This window comes from Streptomyces sp. NPDC088147 (assembly GCF_044741565.1).
Lineage (GTDB): Bacteria > Actinomycetota > Actinomycetes > Streptomycetales > Streptomycetaceae > Streptomyces.
Window position 1 is genome coordinate 87,082 of the sequence record NZ_JBIUSY010000005.1, and the last position, 14,651, is coordinate 101,732.

The 14,651-nt window shown below is 70.1% G+C and carries 12 protein-coding genes and 1 tRNA gene; 7 read left to right on the plus strand and 6 right to left on the minus strand.

The features are described from left to right. The first annotated feature begins 31 nt into the window (after window positions 1-31). Window positions 32-889, plus strand: a complete 858-nt coding sequence (locus ACIOGX_RS18450; protein WP_356512724.1) for a hypothetical protein — start codon at window positions 32-34, stop codon at window positions 887-889. Between the two features lie 39 nt (window positions 890-928). Here ACIOGX_RS18450 and ACIOGX_RS18455 read toward each other — a convergent pair whose 3' ends face one another. After that, on the minus strand, window positions 929-1,249 hold the full coding sequence (locus tag ACIOGX_RS18455; protein ID WP_129769993.1) for a hypothetical protein: 321 nt from the start codon (window positions 1,247-1,249) through the stop codon (window positions 929-931). Between the two features lie 112 nt (window positions 1,250-1,361). On the opposite strand from ACIOGX_RS18455, the gene ACIOGX_RS18460 reads away from it, so the two are divergent. Then, window positions 1,362-1,592 (plus strand): DUF4287 domain-containing protein, encoded by a 231-nt coding sequence (locus tag ACIOGX_RS18460; protein WP_356512722.1) that lies wholly within the window; start codon window positions 1,362-1,364, stop codon window positions 1,590-1,592. A gap of 154 nt (window positions 1,593-1,746) precedes the next feature. Here the strand turns inward: ACIOGX_RS18460 and ACIOGX_RS18465 are convergent, their stop codons facing one another. After that, window positions 1,747-2,625, minus strand: a complete 879-nt coding sequence (locus ACIOGX_RS18465; protein WP_356512720.1) for a Bax inhibitor-1/YccA family protein — start codon at window positions 2,623-2,625, stop codon at window positions 1,747-1,749. Between the two features lie 255 nt (window positions 2,626-2,880). Next, window positions 2,881-2,963: transfer RNA gene (locus ACIOGX_RS18470), tRNA-Leu, on the minus strand. 411 nt (window positions 2,964-3,374) lie between these two features. Here ACIOGX_RS18470 and ACIOGX_RS18475 point away from each other — a divergent pair. Together ACIOGX_RS18475 and ACIOGX_RS18480 are read left to right on the plus strand one after the other, a co-directional pair. Then, window positions 3,375-4,145, plus strand: a complete 771-nt coding sequence (locus ACIOGX_RS18475; protein WP_356512718.1) for an ABC transporter ATP-binding protein — start codon at window positions 3,375-3,377, stop codon at window positions 4,143-4,145. 255 nt (window positions 4,146-4,400) lie between these two features. Then, window positions 4,401-6,944, plus strand: a complete 2,544-nt coding sequence (locus ACIOGX_RS18480; protein ID WP_401914369.1) for an ABC transporter permease — start codon at window positions 4,401-4,403, stop codon at window positions 6,942-6,944. Between the two features lie 117 nt (window positions 6,945-7,061). Here ACIOGX_RS18480 and ACIOGX_RS18485 read toward each other — a convergent pair whose 3' ends face one another. From ACIOGX_RS18485 to ACIOGX_RS18495, 3 genes are all read right to left on the minus strand, one after another. Then, window positions 7,062-8,435, minus strand: coding sequence for a phospholipase D-like domain-containing protein (locus ACIOGX_RS18485; protein WP_356512715.1), 1,374 nt, complete (start codon window positions 8,433-8,435; stop codon window positions 7,062-7,064). A gap of 205 nt (window positions 8,436-8,640) precedes the next feature. After that, window positions 8,641-9,966: a class I SAM-dependent methyltransferase gene (locus ACIOGX_RS18490; protein ID WP_401914372.1), complete on the minus strand. Its 1,326-nt coding sequence runs from the start codon at window positions 9,964-9,966 to the stop codon at window positions 8,641-8,643. A gap of 380 nt (window positions 9,967-10,346) precedes the next feature. Continuing rightward, complete coding sequence (locus ACIOGX_RS18495) at window positions 10,347-11,732, minus strand: NAD(P)/FAD-dependent oxidoreductase (protein WP_401914375.1); 1,386 nt, start codon at window positions 11,730-11,732, stop codon at window positions 10,347-10,349. A 519-nt stretch (window positions 11,733-12,251) separates the two neighbouring features. Here ACIOGX_RS18495 and ACIOGX_RS18500 point away from each other — a divergent pair. The 3 genes from ACIOGX_RS18500 to ACIOGX_RS18510 all read left to right on the plus strand — a co-directional run bounded on the left by ACIOGX_RS18500 (window position 12,252) and on the right by ACIOGX_RS18510 (window position 14,522). Beyond that, entirely contained in the window at window positions 12,252-12,662 is a 411-nt protein-coding gene (locus tag ACIOGX_RS18500) for an SRPBCC family protein (protein WP_356512711.1), read from the plus strand. A gap of 75 nt (window positions 12,663-12,737) precedes the next feature. Beyond that, entirely contained in the window at window positions 12,738-13,250 is a 513-nt protein-coding gene (locus ACIOGX_RS18505) for an N-acetyltransferase (RefSeq protein WP_356512709.1), read from the plus strand. Window positions 13,251-13,397: 147 nt separating this feature from the next. After that, entirely contained in the window at window positions 13,398-14,522 is a 1,125-nt protein-coding gene (locus ACIOGX_RS18510; RefSeq protein ID WP_401914379.1) for an FAD-dependent oxidoreductase, read from the plus strand. The last annotated feature ends 129 nt before the right edge of the window (window positions 14,523-14,651 follow it).

The following is a 14,651-nucleotide window of genomic DNA, read 5'->3' on the forward strand; positions in this document are numbered from 1 at the left end:
CGATCGGAATCGGGAGTAGTCAGTGAGCGCCATGTCTCTTGCCCTGCTGCTGACCACAGCCGCCGCCACGGCCGTGGGCGTCGCCGCCCTGCACGCCGCCCACGGGCTGCGCAGGCAGGTCAGCGCGCTGCGCGGTGAGCTGGCCGCGTCGGTCCCGGGCGACCTCACCGCGGCCGTACCCCAGGCCAGAAGCGCCACCCACGCCGACGACATACGGACCGCCGTCGCCGAGGCCCTCGCCGAGGAGCGCGAGCGCGAGCTGGCCGAGGCCCGTGCCTTCTGGGCCGCCCAGGAGGCCCGTGACGCCGCCGACACCCCGTCGCTGCTGGGCGGGCTGCCCGGATTCGGTACCGAGGAGAGCCCGTACTACGTGCCCCGCCAGGTGGACTTCGCCGGGCTGGAGGCGCTGGACCTCGACGCCGCCGACGGACTCGACGACCTCGCCGACTACCCGGAGCTGACCGAGGTCAGCGAGGTGAGCGGGATGGGTGAGGCCGGTGAGTTCGCGGAGGACTCCGCCGAGCTGGCCGCCGCCCGTCGCCGGCACCCCTCGCACCCGGACTTCGTACCGGTGCAGGCCCCGGTCGTCACCGACCACGAGCGCACGGTGTCGCGGCTCGACGCGCTCGCCGAGACCGGTACGGCGCTCGCGGACGTCCGTCCCGGCCCGCTGGGCACCCTCGACGTCTATGTCTTCGCCGACGGCACGACACTCTGCATGACCCCGGGCCACCGCGAGACCGCCGAGCGGCTCGCTGGTGCGCTGCGGGAGGGCGAGGCCCCGGTCCTGCTGGGCGGCTCCGGCGTCTCCGGCGCGTACGCCCTGACGTTCTCGTGCGGCGGCGAGCACGTCTACATCCTCGCGGACCGCGTCATCGCGTCCCTCTAGTCCCTCTGGTCTCTCTGGAACCCCGCCCGCCGCGGGCGCTCAGAGCGCGGCCCGCGCCGCCGCCTTCTCCACCGATCTCACGGCCTCGTCCAGCTCCCTCACGGACGGGGCCGTTCGCAATGCTTCGGCCAGATCCCCGGCCGCGACCGTGAGCTGGTCCGCGACCACGAAGACGCCGGAGTCCGGCATGATCCGCGGCTCCTCGCCGGGGGCGTCGAGCCGCTGGGCCCGTACGGAGAGTTCCCTGGCCAGCGCCAGTGCCTCGGCGGCGGCTCCGCGTTGGAGCCGGCTCTGCGGGGCGGCCCGCAGGCGGTCGGCGAATCGGTCCACTGCGGCCGTCAGCGGCGTTGTATCGAGCACGCCGCGACCTTACGCGACCGGACAACGGCGCCTACGGGACTGTTGCCAACAGACCAACGCTCAGGCACGGTGGCGTGAAGGACCAGTACGCGCACAACGTCCGGAGGCGCCGATGTCCCTTGTCTTCTCCGAAGAGACCCATCGCAACATGCTCTCCCGCATCCCTCACCGCACCGGCAGAGAGATCTCCGACTGGCTCCGCACGGTCGAGGAAGGTCCGGCCCTCCTCCGCTTCGAGGAGAAGGTCAGCTGGCTGAGGAGCGAGCACAACCTCGCGTACGGCCACGCGAAGGCGATCATCCACGAATACGACCTGCGGCGGGCGGCCCGCCGCCTGCTCTGACCCGGCACCCGACACCCGGCACCCGAGCCGTCGGCTCCGCGGAGTCCGACGGCTCGGAGCCGGACACAGCGGAAGGGGTCCGCGGGCACCATGCCCGCGGACCCCTTCGTGCTCCTGCTACTGATTCGTGCTCCTGCTACTGAGCCGTGTGGCGTCAGTCGTTGCCTTGCAGGATCGAGAAGAGCCGCAGCATCTCCAGGTAGATCCACACCAGCGTCAGCGTGAGACCGAAGGCCGCGAGCCAGGACTCCTCGCGCGGAGCGCCGTACGCGACGCCGTCCTCGACCTGCTTGAAGTCGAGCGCGAGGAAGCAGGCGCCGAGGATGATCCCGACGATGCCGAAGATGATGCCCAGACCGCCGCTGCGGAAGCCGAGGCCGTCACCGCCGCCGAAGACGCTGAAGAGCAGGTTGGCGACCATCAGGAGCACGAAGCCCATGGCGGCGGCCATCACGAAACCGTAGAAGCGCCGGGTGACCCGGATCCAGCGCATCTTGTAGGCGAACAGCACACCGGCGAAGACCGCCATCGTGCCCATGACCGCCTGGACGACCACACCGGGCGCGAGGTAGGTGCTCACCGCGGAGCTGATCACACCGAGGAAGACACCCTCGAAGGCGGCGTACGCCAGGATCAGCGCGGGCGTCGGCTTGCGCTTGAAGGACTGGACCAGCGACAGGACCATCGCCACCAGCGCGGCACCGATCGCGATGCCGTACGACTTGCCGAGGTTGGCGGGGTCCACCGGCAGCAGGACCCACGACAGGACGGCGGTGAGCACGACCGTGCCCAGCGTCATGCCGGTACGGCTCACGACGTCGTCGATCGTCATGACGTCGGCGCGCGCGGGCGCCTGCGGGCCGCCGAGCTGGGTGCCCTGCTGCGGGGCGTAGGGGTTGGTGGCGTACGGGTTGGTCGCGTACGGGTTCGTCGCTACAGCGGGGCCCCCGGCCTGCGGCGCCGCGTTGAAGCCCGCGTGGCCGTTGTCGCGGCTGAAGCCCCGTCGCGAGAAGACCGGGTTACTGCTCCTCATCTCACTCCTCCATGGCCGCCCTGCGCGGCCTTGCGACAAGAGTAATGGGGCAGCAAAGCGTACGCCCTAGTGCTCGGGGAGGATCTTTCCAGGATCGTGACGCCCGGCGGGTGCGTCTCGTCACATCGGAGCGTCACCTCGGGGGGTCACACCGGAGCGACATCGAAGGGTCACACCGGAGCGCCACACCGGAGCGCTCCCGGATCGGACCGGCGCACCCACCGGCGCCGGCCGTCCTGTCCATCACCGGTGATGTGCCCGGAGCCGGACTTGAACCGGCACGCCCCCGAGGGGCAGCGAGGTTTAAGCTCGCCGTGTCTGCATTCCACCATCCGGGCAAGCGCGCAACGGCGCGTTGGCACAGGAGCCTATCGGGGCAGGCCACTCGAACAGCCGAGCGCCTACCCGATGTTGTCTTATTTTATTGACTTCTGAGGGTGCGTCAGCGCACGTACCGGGCCATCGACACATGCCGGGCCCGGGTGGTCATCCCCGACCGGGGCGTGCAGGAATGACGAAAAGTCGCCGCCCGGTCACGCATGTGGCATCGTCGCCGCGTCCACGCGGTCTTGAGGCGACCTGCGGAGGACCTGTCCCAGGAGTCGAGTCATCCCCGAGGAGGAGGGCGCGGCACGGCGGTCAGACCCAAGACGGCCCCGGGAACGGTTACCGCGGCGGACGACTCGCGCTCCCCCCGCCGTAAGGATGGAGGTGTCCTCACAGCGCACCACCGACAGGAGTGTTCTCCCGTGACCACCACCCAGTTCGCCCCCCGCGCGACCGCCGTGGCCGCCCGCGCCTCCGATCTGTCGAAGGTCTACGGCCTGGGCGAGACCCAGGTGGTGGCCCTCGACCGGGTCTCCGTGGACTTCCGGCAGGGAGAGTTCACCGCGATCATGGGCCCGTCCGGCTCCGGCAAGTCCACGCTGATGCACTGCGTGGCCGGCCTCGACAGCTTCAGCAGCGGCTCCGTACGGCTCGGCGAGACCGAGCTGTCGACCCTCAAGGACAAGCAGCTCACGCAGTTGCGCCGGGACAAGATCGGCTTCATCTTCCAGGCGTTCAACCTGCTGCCGACCCTGACGGCCCTGGAGAACATCACCCTCCCGATGGACATCGCGGGCCGCAAGCCCGACAAGCAGTGGCTGGACCAGGTGATCTCGATGATCGGTCTCGCCGACCGGCTCGGCCACCGGCCCACCCAGCTCTCCGGCGGCCAGCAGCAGCGCGTGGCCGTCGCCCGCGCGCTGGCCTCCCAGCCCGAGATCATCTTCGGCGACGAGCCGACCGGAAACCTGGACTCGCGCTCCGGCGCCGAGGTGCTGGGCTTCCTGCGCAACTCCGTACGCGAGCTGGGCCAGACCGTCGTCATGGTGACGCACGACCCGGTGGCCGCCTCCTACGCGGACCGCGTCATCTTCCTCGCGGACGGCCGGATCGTCGACGAGATGCTGGACCCGAGCGCCGACGGGGTGCTCGACCGGATGAAGGCCTTCGACGCCAAGGGCCGTACGAGCTGACGCTCCGTCGGCTCCGTTCCGCCCGTACGTGACCGTTGACCCGTACGTGACCGTTGACCCGTACGTGGTGCTCCACCCGTACGTACCTCCACCCGTACGTGGTGCTCCGTCCGTGCGCGCTCGTTGACCCGCACGCGGCCCCCTCGCGCTGACGCTCCGGCAGTCGGCCCCCACTTCCTCCCCTCGGTCCGGTCCGTCGTGTCGGCCCGTCTGTTCGGCCTGCCCTCTCCGCCCACCCTCACCAGGACTTCCACCATGTTCCGTACCGCCTTGCGCACCGTGCTCGCGCACAAGGCCAGGCTGCTGATGACCGTCCTCGCCGTCATGCTCGGCGTCGCCTTCGTCTCCGGCACCCTGGTCTTCACCGACACCCTCGGCAACGCCTTCGAGAAGCAGTCGTCCAAGAGCTACAAGGACGTCGCCGTCGGCGTCACCGCGTACGACAGCCGCGACGCCGGCGACACCGACTCCGCCAAGGCGACCCCCGGGGTCGGCCAGGAGACCGTCGGCAAGATCGAGGCCCTGGACGGGGTCGCCTCCGTCACCGGCCGGGTCAGCGGCTTCGCCGGGGTCGCCGACCCCGACGGCAAGCTGATCGGCGACGGCTGGTCCAACAGCGGCTCCAACTTCGCGCCGGGCAAGAACGGCGAGGACGCCGCCTACTCCTTCTCCGAGGGCGCGGGTCCCACCGAGGACGGTGAGATCGCACTCGACGAGACGACCGCGACCAAGGGGAAGTACACGGTCGGCGAGCCGGTACGGGTCGCCACCAACGGGCCGGTGAAGGAGTACACCCTCTCCGGTGTCTTCACCACCGACGACGGACAGGTCAACGCGGGCGGCAGTCTCGTCCTCTTCGACACCGCCGTCGCGCAGAAGCTCTATCTGGAGCCCGGCTTCTACAGCGATCTCACGATCACCGCCGCCGCCGGCGCCTCCGAGAGCCGGATCCTGGACCAGCTCAAGCCCCTGCTGCCGAAGAACGCCGAGGCGAAGACCGGCGAGCAGCTCGCCTCGGAGCAGGCCGACCAGATCGAGAAGAGCCTCTCCAGCCTCAACCAGATCCTGCTGGGCTCCGCCGCCGTCGCGCTCTTCGTCGGCGTCTTCCTGATCTCCAACACCTTCACCATGCTGGTCGCCCAGCGGACCAGGGAACTGGCGCTGCTGCGCGCGGTCGGCGCCTCCCGCCGCCAGGTCAAGCGCTCGGTGCTGGCCGAGGCCGCGGTGGTCGGCGTGATCGCCTCCACGATCGGTTTCCTCTTCGGTCTCGGGCTCGCCATCGCGCTGCGCTCGCTGATGGGCGTGACGGGCGCGAAGATACCCGCGGGCGCGCTGGTGGTCTCGCCGACCGCCGTCGGCGCCGCCTTCGGTGTCGGGGTGCTGATCACGCTGCTCGCCGCCTGGCTGCCCGCCCGCCGGGCCGCGAAGATCCCGCCGGTGGCCGCGATGAACAGCGTGCACGGCGTGGCCACCACCAAGTCGCTCGTCGTCCGCAACTCCATCGGCGGCGCGCTGGCCCTGCTCGGCTCCGCCGTGATCGTCGCGGGCGCCGCGGCCGGTTCCGACGGCCGGATCCTCATCGGCGGCGGCGCGTTCCTGACGATGATCGGCGTGATCGTGCTGATCCCGCTGCTGTCGCGGCCGGTCATCGCGCTGGTACGGCCGCTGCTGCGCGGGGTCTTCGGGGTGTCCGGCAAGCTGGCCGGGCTGAACGCGGTCCGCAATCCGCGGCGTACCGGTGCCACCGCCTCCGCGCTGGCCATCGGGCTCACGCTGGTCACCGGACTGACGGTGATCGGTGTCACCGTCGGCCAGGCCGTGGACAAGATGACCACGGACAACATCAAGGCCGACTACATGGTGACGATGGCTGCCGCCGGCGATCTGGACCAGAGCGTGCTGACCGCGCTGGAGAAGGCGCCCGGCGTGAGCGCGGTCTCCCCGCAGCAGTCCGCCGGGCTGGAGATCAAGGGCGACTACCACTCCGCCTCCGCGGTCACCCCCGGGGACATCGAGAAGGTCATCAACATCGCCTCGGTCTCCGGCTCACTGGACGCGCTCGCCCAGGGCGAGATCGCGGTCGCCGAGGACACCGCGAAGTCCAACGGCTGGAAGCTCGGTGACACCGTCGAGGTCACCTTCAGCGACAAGAAGACGGGCGAGCTGACGGTCGGCGCCACCTACAAGAAGAACGAGTTCCTCTCGCCGGTGCTGATGTCGACCGAGCTGGCGTCCGCGCACGAGGCCACGCCGTACATCCCCGAGGTGTGGGTGAAGATGGACGGCGGCGCGAGCGCCGCGAACGAGCAGGCGCTGGTGGACTCGCTGGGCAAGAACCCGGCGATCACGATGATGGACCGGCAGGACATCAGGAACGAGTTCGGCGGCTTCATCAACACCGCGCTGAACATCATGTACGGCCTGCTGGCGATGGCCCTGGTCATCGCGATCCTGGGGGTCATCAACACGCTGGCGATGTCCGTCTTCGAGCGTCAGCAGGAGATCGGCATGCTGCGAGCCATCGGCCTGGACCGGGCCAAGGTCAAGCGGATGATCCGGCTGGAGGCCATCGTCATCTCGCTCTTCGGCGCGGTGATCGGGGTGGGGCTCGGGTCCTTCCTGGGCTGGGCGGTCGGTCAGACCGTCAAGGACCAAGTCCCTGGTTACGCGCTGGTCATCCCGTGGGACCGGATCGGGATCTTCCTGGTTCTCGCCGGTCTGGTGGGGGTGCTCGCCGCGCTGTGGCCGGCGCGCAGCGCCGCGAAGCTGAACATGCTGACGGCCATCAAGACCGAGTAGCGCGGAACCGGCCGAGGAGCGGGAGAGGGGCCGGGGAGCGGGAGAGGGACGGCAGAGGACGGGATACGAGAGGAGAGGGCGGGACCCCGGCGCGGGGGCCCGCCCTCTCCCGCGTCCTCAGGTGCCGGCGCAGTAGCGCATCAGATGATCGTGGTTGGCCTTGTACTGGTCGTGGATCACGGCGTCGTCGATCTTCAGCAGGGTCTCGTCATTGGAACGCAGCGCCTGCCACGAGTAGTTGTGGCTTCCGGTCCAGACGATCTTCTTGTTGGCGACACCCTCGTACACGCCCTTGACCAGCACGTACTTGGAGTGCAGCCCGATCTTCGGTGCCCCGCTCGTGGGCGGGTCCTCCCAGCACTCCACGCGCTGCGTGAGCTTGCCGGAGACGAGAGAGGTGACGGTCCTGCCGAGCGACGGTACGCCGGTGCCCCCGCCGTTCGGATTGCCGTCGCCCGCGAGATACACCAGGCAGCCCGCCTTCTTCATGGCCACGAGCTTGCTCGCGATCTGGTCGCGGTAGAAGAGGTTCGCCGCCATCCGCACCTCGGAGCGGCGCGTCGGCGAGCAGGCGACCTTGTCGAGGAGGAGCTTGACCGTGTCGGTGGCCGGGTCCTTCCGGTAGTCCGTGCCGGACGTCTCCCGGCGCGGGAAGAAGTACGTCTTGTACGCGGGGTCGGTCGCGCTGGACGGCGTCCGGTAGTACGTCGCGAGCCCCGGGCCGGAGGCGCCGTACTTCAGCTGGTCGGAGAAGTACGCCGCGTAGTTGTCGTGGAGACCCGGGTCGGCGATCGTCACGGCGTTGTTGAACAGGTCGGTGCGCTGGGTGCCGGTCATATTGGCCGAGGTCTGCACGACGACCTTCTCCGCGCCTCCCGTGCGGGAGAAGAGGAAGAACTTGTTGTGGTCGATCGCGCGGCTGCCGATGGTGCGGTTGCCGACGCACGAGCGGTTCGACGGGCAGGACATCACCCAGGACGGCCGGGTGCGGTCGGTGCCGAGGCCCGCCGCGAGATTCTCGTACTCACCTCCGGCGGTCACCGTCTCGTGCGATTTGTAGTCGAGGATCGCCCGGACGGCGACGCCGCGTTCCTTGGCCGCGATCAGGGCCTCGCGGACGCTGTCGTCGGTGAAGGTGTAGAGGGACAGACTGATCGAGCCGCCCGCCGGGGAGCCGTCGATCAGCGAGACGACATGGTTCCTGATCCTGTCCCGCTGGGCGGCGGTGCCCGCGGGGTCGTTGAAGAGCGCGCCGGTGGTGACCGGGGCGGCGGAGGCCCCGGCCGGTAACCCCGAAGGCGCCGGGGATTCGCCCCTGGACGGGGGCTCGGCCTCGGAGGGGGCCCGGAACTCGGACCCGTCGTCCCCGTCGGCCCACGCGGCGCCGGGAAGGGCCATGACGGACATCAGGGCGACGGCCAGGCTCAACAGCCGGATTCCGCTGTGCCCATGGCGACGGCGACGGTGGTGACGGTGGTGGTGGCGGTGCACACCGGTCTCCTGTTCGGTTCGGCTCGGGGAGCACGTGACTCTCGAAGCACGGACCTGGTGAAACCCCGCGGAAAGCGGAAGACGGAGCCGCCGGGCAGGGGTGTGCCCGGCAGCTCCGTCATCCAGGCCCGGACGGCAGAACGTACCAACTCGCCGTCACTGTCCGGGCCTGCTCACCTCTTTGTCACCCGCATGGTGTCCCGCGTCAGCCGCTCCACACGCGCGCTCGCGCCGGCATCCCGGAGGCACCGCTCTCCGGGGTCCGCACGGCCAGGATCTGGTTGACGCCGATCTTGTTCCGCTCGAAGGAGACCGCGGAGGCCGCCATGTAGAGGCGCCAGACGCGGGCGCGTCCGGCGGAGGTGGCACGTACGGCCTCGGCCCAGTGGTCCTCCAGGTTGGCCACCCAGCGGCGCAGGGTCAGGGCGTAGTGCTCCCGGATCGACTCGACGTCACGGACCTCGAAGCCCGCCTCCTCCAGCGTGCCGACCGTCCTGCCGAGCGGCGCCAGCTCGCCGTCCGGGAAGACGTACGCGTCGATGAACTCGTCGATGCGGTATGCGCTCTCGTCCTTCTCGGGACGGCGGGCGATCTGGTGGTTCAGCAGCCGGCCGCCCGGCTTGAGCAGGGCGTACAGATCGTCGGCGTACTCGCGGTACTTGACCGAGCCCACGTGCTCGGCCATCCCGATGGACGAGATCGCGTCGTACGGGCCGTCCCTGACGTCCCGGTAGTCCTGGACCCGCAGCTCGATACGGTCGGTGAGGCCCTCCTCCGCGACCCGCTTGCGGGCGTAGGCGGCCTGCTCCCGGGAAAGGGTGACGCCGGTGACGCGGGCGCCGTACTCGCGGGCGGCGTGGATGGCCATCGAGCCCCAGCCGCAGCCGACGTCGAGCAGCCGGTCGCCCTCCTTGAGGGCGAGCTTGCGGCAGATCAGATCGAGCTTGTCGCGCTGTGCGTCCTCAAGGGTGAAGCCGTCGTCGCCGTAGCTGTCGCCGTCGCCGTCGCCGTTACCCCAGTAGGCGCACGAGTAGACCATCGAGGGACCGAGCACCAGCTCGTAGAAGTCGTTGCCCACGTCGTAGTGGTGGCTGATCGCCGCCCGGTCGCGGCGCTTGGTGTGCAGCGCGCCGTGCCGCCGCCGGATCTCCTCGGCGGGCGGGGCGGGCGGCGGCCAGGGTCCCGCGATCTGTACGAACCCGCGCGCGACGGCCCGCATACGGGGGTCGAGTACGGGGTGCACCTCGTCCTTGGCGTCGGCGCCGCGCTCCCAGATGAGCCCGGCGAGGAGGCCGAGGGTCTCGTAGAGATCGCCCTCCACATCGATCTCACCGGCCACCCAGGCGCGCGCGAGCCCCAGTTCGCCGGGTTTCCACAGGAGGCGGCGCAGGGCGCGACGGTTACGGATGATCAGGGCCGGGGCGTCCGGGGGACCGGATTCGCTGCCGTCCCAGGCACGGATACGGACCGGGAGCGGGGCCCCCAGCAACTCTTCGGCAAGAGTGGTCAGCCGCAGCGCGGCGTCGGCCATGGCGTACACCTCCGTGATGAGGAATACCGGAAATGCTCAACACCACGTAAACACCGGTCGGGTGCGGATGCAGTCCCGGCGACGCGCAATGGGACGGCAAAATACCTGCATCTACCACGCACTTTAGGGTGGATGTGCACGCTTTTCTCCCGGCGCCTGCGCGGGGTCCCCGCACATGACCGGTGGGCTCGGGGCGCGCAACCGGCGGGCGGGGGGCGCGCATCCGGCGGCTTCCGGGGAGCGCGCGGCGCCTTCCGGGGTGCCCCGCCCAGCGGCGGCCGGGGGCCCTGCCCGGCGGCTGCCGCGGTGCGGCGGGCACGCGAAAGGGCCGCCCGCACCACGGATGGCGGACGGCCCTTTCGGGGTTCAGCGCGGCGGCGTCAGGACGCCTTCGTCTTCTCCGGAGCGGGCGACGCGGCGGCTGCCGCCGGGGCCGGCTTGGCGGCCTCGTAGAACTCCTCGCGCGGCGTCTCCATGGCGCCGAGCGAGACGACCTCGCGCTTGAGGAACATCGCGAGCGTCCAGTCGGCGAAGACCCGGATCTTGCGGTTCCAGGTCGGCATGGCCACGCCGTGGTAGCCACGGTGCATGTACCAGGCCAGCCGGCCCTTGAGCTTGATCTTCATCTTGCCCATGACGATCATCGCGACGCCCTTGTGCAGGCCGAGTCCGGCGACCGCACCCTTGTTGGCGTGGCTGTACTCCTTCTGCGGGAAGCCCCGCATACCGGAGATCACGTTGTCGCCGAGGACCTTGGCCTGCCGCAGCGCGTGCTGCGCGTTCGGCGGGCACCAGGCGTTCGGGTTGCCGGCCTTGCGGCCCACGACGTCCGGGACCTGCGCGTTGTCGCCCGCGGCCCAGATGTAGTCGGTGCCCTGGACCTGGAGCTTCTCGCTGGTGTCCACATGGCCGCGGGGGCCGAGCGGCAGACCGTAGCGGGCGAGCGCCGGGTTCGGCTTGACGCCGGCCGTCCACACGATGGTGTTGGAGTCGACCTCAAGGCCGTTGTTGAGCACGACGTGGCCGTCCACACAGGAGTCCATGCCGGTCTTCAGGTAGACCTCGACACCGCGGCTCTCCAGGTGCTCCTTGCCCCAGGCGCCCAGCTTCGGGCCGACCTCGGGAAGGATCTTGTCGGCGACGTCGACGAGGAGGAAGCGCATGTCCTCGCGCTTCACGTTCGTGTAGTACTTGGCCGCGTCGCGCGCCAGGTCCTCGACCTCACCGATGGTCTCCGCGCCGGCGAAGCCGCCGCCCACGAAGACGAAGGTCAGCGCCTTGCGGCGGACCTCCTCGTCGGTCGTCGAGTCGGCCTTGTCGAGCTGCTCCAGTACGTGGTTGCGCAGGCCGATGGCCTCCTCGATGCCCTTCATGCCGATGCCCTGCTCGGCGAGGCCGGGGATCGGGAAGGTACGGGAGACGGCGCCGAGCGCGATGACGAGGTAGTCGAAGGGCAGCTCATAGGCCTCGCCGACGAGCGGCGCGACCGTGGCGACCTTGCGGTCCTGGTCGATGGTCGTGACCCGGCCGGTGAGCACCTCAGCCTTGGGCAGCACGCGTCGCAGCGGGACGACGACATGCCGAGGCGAAATGCTGCCAGCGGCGGCTTCGGGGAGGAAGGGCTGGTACGTCATGTACGAGCGAGGGTCGACAACCGTGACGGTCGCCTCCCCGTAGCGCATCTTCTTCAGAATGCGACGAGCTGCGTACAGGCCTACGTACCCACCGCCTACAACGAGGATCCTGGGACGCTCCGTGGTGCTCATGCCATCGAGTATCCACCCCTCTCAGGGGGGTGGCTCGTGAGCCCCTTCACAAGGTAGGTGGCCCCTAGTGCTACACTGCGCGGCCCGCGTGACCGAGGTCATGGTCCATTGGGGGAACCACATCGCGGGTTTGGTCGTTGCCCACCCCTCGTGAGCTGGCCCTCCGCACTCAATCGAGGGTGGACCGCCGCACCCCATTCATACGCGCGTAACGCGCCCGGAACCGCCCGGTATAAGGGCGCGGGGCCCCCTTGGGGCTAACAGACCGCCCTCCGGATCAGCCCCGCCACCCTACGGGACCGATTTCCTTGTGAAGAAGTTCACGAACTTTCTCGCGGAGCCGTCGCGACGGCCCTCCAGGGGGTCCCCGAAGCCCGGCCGGGAGGCCCCGCGCACCGGTCCGCCGAGGGCGATTACGTCGGGGGTCCGGACCCCGGACGGAGACATCGGGACGGGTGCGACTCCGGAAGGCCGATTCGTTCAAGACCGCGTCGGCGGAGGGTTCGTACCATCACGGCCATGGACACCACCGCTTCGGCCTCGCGGCACATCAGCACACAGATCGATCGCCCGCTCAGGGAGGTCTACGACTACGCGTCGAACCCCGCCAACCTGCCCGAGTGGGCTCACGGATTGGGGGGCTCCATCAGCAAGATCGACGGGCAGTGGACCGCCGAGTCCTCGCCCATGGGGCGGGTCGTGGTCGCCTTCGCCCAGGAGAACGAGTTCGGCGTACTCGATCACGACGTCACCCTGCCTTCGGGCGAGACCGTCTACAACCCGGTGCGCGTGATCGCCGACGGCGCCGGGAGCGAGGTGGTGTTCACTCTCCGCCGACGGCCGGAGATGAGTGACGAGGACTTCCGACGCGACGCGGACGCGGTACGCGCCGACCTCAGCACGCTCAAGCGGCTGATGGAGCGCGCCTGACGCCTCCCCCGCCGTGAGCGTCAGCTCGCGGGGCGCCCACACGATCACCACTCCGAAACGGATCCTCATCCACTCATGAGCGACACCTGGATCACGCGGGCCGAGACCCGCGCCGACATCCCCGCCATCCGAGAGATCATCCTGGCCGCCTTCGATACCGAGGCGGAGGCCGACCTCGTCGACGCCCTGCGTGCCGACGCCGACGCGTGGATCGAGGGCCTTTCCCTCGTCTCCGCGGACGGGAACGGCCGCCCCGTCGGCCACGCCCTGCTGACGCGTTGCCACATCGGCGCCACCCCTGCCCTGTGCCTGGCGCCGTGCGCCGTCCGGCCCGAGCGGCAGAGGAGCGGCGCCGGCTCCGCGGCCGTCATCGCCGCCCTCAAAGCGGCCAAGGACAGGGGCGAGTACCACGTCGTCGTCCTGGGACACCCGGCCTACTACCCCCGGTTCGGCTTCACCCGCGCCTCCGCGCACGGCATCGGCCTGAGCATCGACGTTCCCGACGAGGCCCTGATGGCCCTCACCCTCGACGCCGACCACCCGCTGCCCGGCGGGACCGTCCGCTACGCCGCACCGTTCGGCATCTGACGCACCCCCGGCCGTGCGGGGCGCGGTGTCGGCCAAATGCCGGTGATGTCGGTTCGGTGTCGGCCGTTTGTCGGCGGAGGGCTGAAGCCTTGCCGAAGATCCTGCTGGGCACCCGGCCGGCAGGCGTGCGACAGACAGGGAATCGACATGATCAATGGCGTCACGATCATCGGCGCCGGACTCGGCGGCCTCACGCTCGCCCGCGTCCTGCACGTCCACGGCATCCCGGCCACGGTCTACGAGGCGGAGACCTCACCGACGGCGCGCGCGCAGGGCGGGATGCTCGACATCCACGACTACAACGGCCAACTGGCCGTCCGGGCGGCCGACCTGATGGACGAGTTCCGCGGCATCGTCCTGGAGGGCCGCGAGGCGATACGGATCCTCGACCGGGACGGGACAGTCCAGTTCGACCAGGCCGACGACGGCACGGGCGGACGCCCCGAGGTGCAGCGCGGCGACCTGCGGCAGATCCTGCTCGACTCGCTCCCGCCCGGCACCGTCCGGTGGGGCCACAAGGTCAGCGGCGTCCGCGCCCTCGGCGAGGGCCACCACGAGGTGACCTTCGCCGACGGCGGCACCGTCGTCACGAACCTGCTGGTCGGCGCGGACGGCGCGTGGTCACGGGTCCGGCCGCTGCTCTCCGGCGCCACCCCCGAGTACTCCGGCATGTCGTTCGTCGAGACCTACCTGTTCGACGCCGACACCCGGCACCCCGCCGCCGCGAAGGCGGTCGGCGACGGGTCGATGTTCGCGCTCGATACGAGTGGGACGCAGCTCGCGGCTCACCGGGAGAAGGGCGAGACCCTCCACACCTACGTCATGCTGTACAGGCCGCTGGACTGGTTCGCCGCGATCGACTTCACCGATCCCGCCGCGACCGCCGCACGGGTCGCCCAGGAGTTCGACGGCTGGGCCCCGGAGCTGACCGCGCTGATCACCGACAGCGATACGGCACCGGTCCTGCGCCCCCACTACACGCTGCCGGTCGGGCACCGGTGGGACCGAGTGCCGGGGGTAACCCTGCTCGGCGACGCCGCCCACCTCATCCCCCCGAACGGCGAAGGCGCCAACCTGGCCATGCTGGACGGCGCCGAACTGGGCACGGCCCTCGCCGCGCACCCCGGCGACATCGAGGCCGCTCTCACGGAATACGAGCAGGCGATGCTCCCTCGCAGTACGGCGATCGCCGAGGAGGAAGCGGAAACCTCTGCCCACGGCACGCTTGAGGACATGATCAACTTCTTCGCCCAGAACGAGCAGCCTGCATGAGCCGTCGGCGGGTGGGGGGTGGGGGTGGGGGTGGGGGGTGAGCGGTTGGGGCTCATGCCCCGCTGGTGGGGGAAGCTTTTCGACTGCGGGTCACGACCGAGGGGTAGCCGGGGTGGGCCGGAGGGTGTG

Coding starts and splice junctions, on each gene's coding strand:
- ACIOGX_RS18510 (WP_401914379.1), top strand. CDS start 13,398: ATGATCAATGGCGTCACGATCATCGGCGCCGGACTCGGCGGCCTCACG.
- ACIOGX_RS18465 (WP_356512720.1), bottom strand. CDS start 2,625: ATGAGGAGCAGTAACCCGGTCTTCTCGCGACGGGGCTTCAGCCGCGAC.
- ACIOGX_RS18495 (WP_401914375.1), bottom strand. CDS start 11,732: ATGAGCACCACGGAGCGTCCCAGGATCCTCGTTGTAGGCGGTGGGTAC.
- ACIOGX_RS18460 (WP_356512722.1), top strand. CDS start 1,362: ATGTCCCTTGTCTTCTCCGAAGAGACCCATCGCAACATGCTCTCCCGC.
- ACIOGX_RS18450 (WP_356512724.1), top strand. CDS start 32: ATGTCTCTTGCCCTGCTGCTGACCACAGCCGCCGCCACGGCCGTGGGC.
- ACIOGX_RS18480 (WP_401914369.1), top strand. CDS start 4,401: ATGTTCCGTACCGCCTTGCGCACCGTGCTCGCGCACAAGGCCAGGCTG.
- ACIOGX_RS18500 (WP_356512711.1), top strand. CDS start 12,252: ATGGACACCACCGCTTCGGCCTCGCGGCACATCAGCACACAGATCGAT.
- ACIOGX_RS18490 (WP_401914372.1), bottom strand. CDS start 9,966: ATGGCCGACGCCGCGCTGCGGCTGACCACTCTTGCCGAAGAGTTGCTG.
- ACIOGX_RS18505 (WP_356512709.1), top strand. CDS start 12,738: ATGAGCGACACCTGGATCACGCGGGCCGAGACCCGCGCCGACATCCCC.